Annotated in this window: 4 protein-coding genes; 2 read left to right on the top strand and 2 right to left on the bottom strand. The window is 44.0% G+C overall.

Annotated features, from left to right (window positions below):
• Nucleotides 1-1,185: cyanophycin synthetase family protein (locus AC6F75_RS00470; RefSeq protein ID WP_500712962.1), on the bottom strand; the 1,185-nt coding region annotated here is incomplete at its 3' end.
• A 108-nt stretch (nucleotides 1,186-1,293) separates the two neighbouring features.
• Here AC6F75_RS00470 and AC6F75_RS00465 point away from each other — a divergent pair.
• Entirely contained in the window at nucleotides 1,294-2,148 is an 855-nt protein-coding gene (locus AC6F75_RS00465; protein ID WP_500712961.1) for a cyanophycinase, read from the top strand.
• Between the two features lie 34 nt (nucleotides 2,149-2,182).
• Here AC6F75_RS00465 and AC6F75_RS00460 read toward each other — a convergent pair whose 3' ends face one another.
• Nucleotides 2,183-3,115, bottom strand: a complete 933-nt coding sequence (locus AC6F75_RS00460) for an isoaspartyl peptidase/L-asparaginase (protein ID WP_500712960.1) — start codon at nucleotides 3,113-3,115, stop codon at nucleotides 2,183-2,185.
• A gap of 184 nt (nucleotides 3,116-3,299) precedes the next feature.
• On the opposite strand from AC6F75_RS00460, the gene AC6F75_RS00455 reads away from it, so the two are divergent.
• Nucleotides 3,300-5,204: DNA polymerase (locus tag AC6F75_RS00455; protein WP_500712959.1), on the top strand; the 1,905-nt coding region annotated here is incomplete at its 3' end.

Below are 5,204 nucleotides of genomic sequence, written 5' to 3'. Positions count from 1 at the left end.
TGAAGTACCACCGGTGCTAAGGTTTGCCGTATCTTTAAGGATTACCCGCTCGCCTTCTTTAGGAACAGTCTCCAGGGTATATCCATAAGAAGCGATGATACTTTTCGTCAAATCGTTCACCGTGATTTGTGTCAATACTTTTTCGTGACCATAACCCCGTCTCGGGTCGCTGTTTACTTTATCGATGAGTTGCTGCAATGTCGATTTCCCATCACCAATCACGTGTGCCGGGGTTCTTTTCGCAGCAGCGACAAGTCTATGGTTTATAACAAGTATCCTGTAATCTTCACCGGTAATAAAACGTTCCACTATAACAGAACGAGACACTTCTTTAGCTGCTCTAAAACCTTCAAGGGCTTCCTCCCAACTGTTGATGTCAACTGTGATGCCCCTTCCGTGATTGCCGTCAATGGGTTTGGTCACCAAAGGATAGCCCACATAATCTACCGCATCTTTTAATCCGGCTTCAGTTTTAATGATTTCGCCTTTAGGCACCAAAACTTCTGATTGTTCCAAAAGGAATTTGGTGTCTTCTTTATCACACGCAAGTTCCACCCCAATACTACTGGTCTGGCTAGTTACCGTAGCTTGAATTTTCTTTTGATTGGCACCATAACCCAATTGGCACAGGGAATATTTGTTCAACCGTATCCACGGAATCCCTCTGCTGGCAGCTTCTTCCACAATTGATCCTGTACTGGGCCCTAAACGTTCAGCTTCCCTGATTTCGCGCATTTCCTGTATGTCGGCCCCCAAATCATAATCTTCACCCGATATCAATGCTTCACATATCCTTACGGAAGCTTGTGCAGCATACCGCCCCACTTTTTCTTCCATATAGGCAAATACTACATTATATACACCTTCTTCACCATATCCGCGTGTTCTTCCGAACCCCACATCCATTCCTGCTAAAGTTTGAATTTCCAATGCAATGTGCTCAATCACGTGACCCATCCAGGTGCCTTCATCCACACGCTGAAAAAATCCGCCGGCGGTCCCCACAGAGCACCGATGGGCATACATGGTGGGAAACATTTTTTCCAGTCGCTCCCTAAATCCGGGTATGGAGTTGGTGGGTTTTTGTTCCATGTCTTCCAGGTCAAGGACCATAACAATTAACTTATGGCGTCTGACCGACCAGTAATTTGGGCCACGCATCGCATTGATTTCTCTTATTCTCATAAAGGGTGTTTTGTTTTTTAATTTTTAAAAAAGGGTAGCAAACAACTCAATTCTGTTTGAAACCGATTAAATATAAACTATTTTTGCAAATAACTTTACAAATCATATATGATTAAAGGAACTCTTATCCCCATAGGAGGAAATGAAGACAAAGGCTTTCATACCGGCGAGCGTTTTAATTTGGATTTTATCAGCGAAGGTATTTTAGCCCGGGTGGTCAATGAAAGCGGTGGTGACAATTCTAAAATATTGGTGATCACGACTGCCTCCGGAGTACCCAAAGAAGTGGGCAAAAATTATGTGGAAGCATTTAATAAATTGGGGTGTTTTGATGTCACTACATTATATATCAATTCAAAAGAAATGGCCGAAGAACAGGCAATTATTGACTTGTTAAAAGCCTCTAACTGTGTTATGTTTTCCGGTGGAAACCAATCCAAAATTACCAAATTTATCAGAAATACCCGTTTTCACGAATTGATGAAAGCACGCTATCACAATGAAAAATTTGTAATTGCAGGCACCAGTGCCGGGGCCATGTGCATGGCCAAAGAAATGATAGCCGGCGGCAGCAGTACCGAATCCTTTTTTAAAGGTGCCATCAAAATGAAAAAGGGAATGAACCTGATTCCGGAACTTATCATTGACACCCATTTTATTCAGCGCGGCCGTTTTGGACGTTTGTCAGAAGCTGTTGCATTATTTCCGAGCTGCATAGGAATCGGGCTTGCTGAAGACACCGCACTCATCATCAGGAACGGCAATGAAGCTGAAGTCATCGGCTCAGGCATGGTCATTGTTTTTGACCCGGGAAAATTGACCCACAACAACATCGCTATATTAAAACCTGGCACTCCTCTCACGATGACTAACCTGATTACCCACGTGCTTTCTGCGGGTGATCGATACAATATTTCAAACAGGGCGGTGAGTGTGCTACCGGCGGTGAAGAGTTTGTTGTAGAGCCTCCCCTAACCCCTCCAAAGGAGGGGGACTTTTAATTTTTATAAATAGCAACCACCTCATCACTATTTGATGATTTGCTTGCACGATACATCCCTTCCGTATTAAACGGTAAGGCCACATTGCCTAATGCATCCACGGCTATGAGTCCGCCATCACCGCCTATTTTTAAAATGCGGTTCATGATGACCTCGTCAGCAGCTTGTTGTAAGGTGTACCCTTTGTATTCCATCAGACAGGAAACGTCATAAGCCACGACGCCTCTTATAAAAAATTCACCGCTACCGGTGCAACTCACGGCGCAGGTATTGTTGTTGGCATAATTTCCGGCACCAATCATCGGGCTGTCGCCCACCCTGCCCCATTTTTTATTGGTCATTCCACCGGTGGAGGTGGCTGCAGCAAGGTTTCCGTTTTGGTCGCAGGCTACTGCTCCCACAGTGCCAAATTTGGAATCTTTTTTATCGCTGTGGTCCAGTTGAAATGAGTCACTATCCTTTATTTTTTGCCATTGCTCATAGCGGAACTGATCATAAAAATACTCCGGGTTTTCAGTACCAAAACCGTTTTCTTTTGCAAAACGCATGGCGCCTTCCCCGGCGAGAAAAACGTGTTCACTTTTTAACATAACTTGCTTTGCCAGCGAAATGGGGTTTTTGATTCCGGTAATCAGGGAAACGGCACCTGCTTTAAGTTCCTTGCCTTCCATGATAGAAGCGTCCATTTCGTGTGTGCCGGCATTGGTAAACACACTCCCTTTTCCGGCATTGAACAGTGGCGTATTTTCAAGGGATACAACTGCTTGCTCCACAGCATCAATGGCTGAAGCACCGTTTTCAAGTAATGAGTATCCAACATTCAAAGCTTCTTGCAAAGCGTTTCTGTATGCTGCTTCTTTTTCGGGAGTCATTTTGCCTTTGATCAAGGTGCCTGCTCCGCCGTGTATGGCTATAGCGTATTTTTTCATCTCACCTATTCCCGCGAAGGCGGGAATCTCGTTATTAATTAATCCAAATATTCATTTCTCGCCAAGACGCAGAGGCGCAAAGTTAAGGCAACCTCTCGTCATGAAATTGAATCCGAAAAATACAATTTCCATTTTAATTGCCCGTATAAGTTTTGTAGTTTTATAAGCTAAAATTCAACCACCCATGGCCGAACAAAAACGACTTTTCCTGCTGGATGCTTATGCGCTTATTTTCAGGGGGTATTATGCATTTATCAAGAATCCGCGTATCAATTCCAAAGGGTTGGATACCTCAGCGATTATGGGGTTTATGAATTCGTTGCTCGACGTGATCAGAAGGGAAAAGCCGGACCATCTGGCGGTGTGTTTTGACAAAGGCGGCAGCGATGTCCGCAATGAGCTTTACAGCGAATACAAAGCCAACCGCGATGCCACACCCGAGCCTATTATGATTGCTATCCCTTATATACAGGATATCCTCAAGGCCATGCACATTCCGGTAGTCGTTCTTCCCGGTTGTGAAGCTGATGATGTGATTGGCACACTGGCCAAACAAGCCGAAAAAGAAGGCTATAAAGTCTATATGGTGACCCCCGATAAAGATTTTGCCCAACTCGTTTCCGAAAACATTTTTATGTACCGCCCCGCCAGAATGGGAAATGGTATTGAAATCTGGGGAATTCCTGAGGTACAGAAAAAATTTGGCGTGAAACGTCCTGAGCAGGTCATTGACTTTTTGGGAATGATGGGAGACGCATCAGACAATATTCCCGGACTTCCCGGCGTCGGTGAAAAAACGGCCAAAAAATTTATTGAAGAATTTGAAACCATGGAAAACCTTTTGGCCAATACCGACAAGCTGAAAGGCAAAATGAAAGAAAAAATAGAAGAGAATAAAGAGTTGGGGTTACTTTCTAAAGAACTGGCAAAAATCCTGGTAGATTGCGATGTCACCTTTGATGCCAAGGACTATGAACTCTCTATGCCTGACGGCGAAAAAGTGCAGGAAATCTTTGAAGAACTCGAGTTTAGAAGGCTGAAGGATCAGTTTTTGCAGTTATTTAGCCCCCCTCAATCCCCCCAAAGGGGGGAAGATGATAATTCTTCCTTAAAAAAAGCTCCCCCTCCTTCGGAGGGGGCTGGAGGGAGGCCCCCTGCAGGCTCCGGCCAATTCTCCCTTTTTGATGCAGAAGGCGGCACTACAGAAAACATCACCATGACCTCCTCACGCAAAACAATTAAAGATACTGACCATTTTTACCAGACCGTGCAACCGGGAATGGGCACCAAGCTATTTCTTCAAAACCTGATGAAACAAAACTCAGTTTGTTTTGATACTGAAACTACTTCCCTTGATCCTCTGGAAGCCGAACTTGTGGGTATTGCATTTTCCTGGGAAATCGGAAAAGGATTTTATTTGCTCTTTCCGGAAAAAAGAGAAGAAGCCCAGGAAATCATCGAGCAATTGCACCCGTTTTTTGAAGCTGAATCCATTGAAAAAGTAGGTCAGAATTTAAAATATGACATCAAAGTACTGGCAAAATACAACGTTACCATAAAAGGCAAATTGTTTGACACCATGCTCGCGCACTACCTCATCAATCCTGATATGCGCCACAATATGGATGTGTTGGCAGAGACTTATTTGAATTACACCCCGGTTTCCATCACCGAATTGATTGGCAAGAAAGGAAAAAACCAACAGTCGATGCGCGATGTGCCCCTCGAGCAACAAACTGAATATGCCGTTGAAGATGCAGACATCACCCTCCAACTGAAAGCCCATTTTGAAAAAGAACTAGGCGAGGCCAATACCCAAAAATTATTTGATGAGATTGAAATCCCGTTGGTATCTGTACTGGCGCATATGGAGTTGGAAGGCATTCGGTTGGATGCTGAGTTTTTAAAATCGCTTTCGCGAAAGCTGGATGAAGACATTTTACATTTGGAAAAGGAAATCTATAAAGAAGCCGGCGAAACTTTCAATATCGCTTCGCCAAAACAGTTGGGCGAAATCCTATTTGAAAAAATGCAACTCGTCAAAAAACCAAAAAAGACCAAAACCGGACAATATTCCACGGCTGAGGAT

Source organism: Planktosalinus sp., assembly GCF_059864935.1.
The sequence above is the reverse complement of the archived record's forward strand: the minus strand, read 5'-3'. Positions and strand labels throughout refer to the sequence as shown.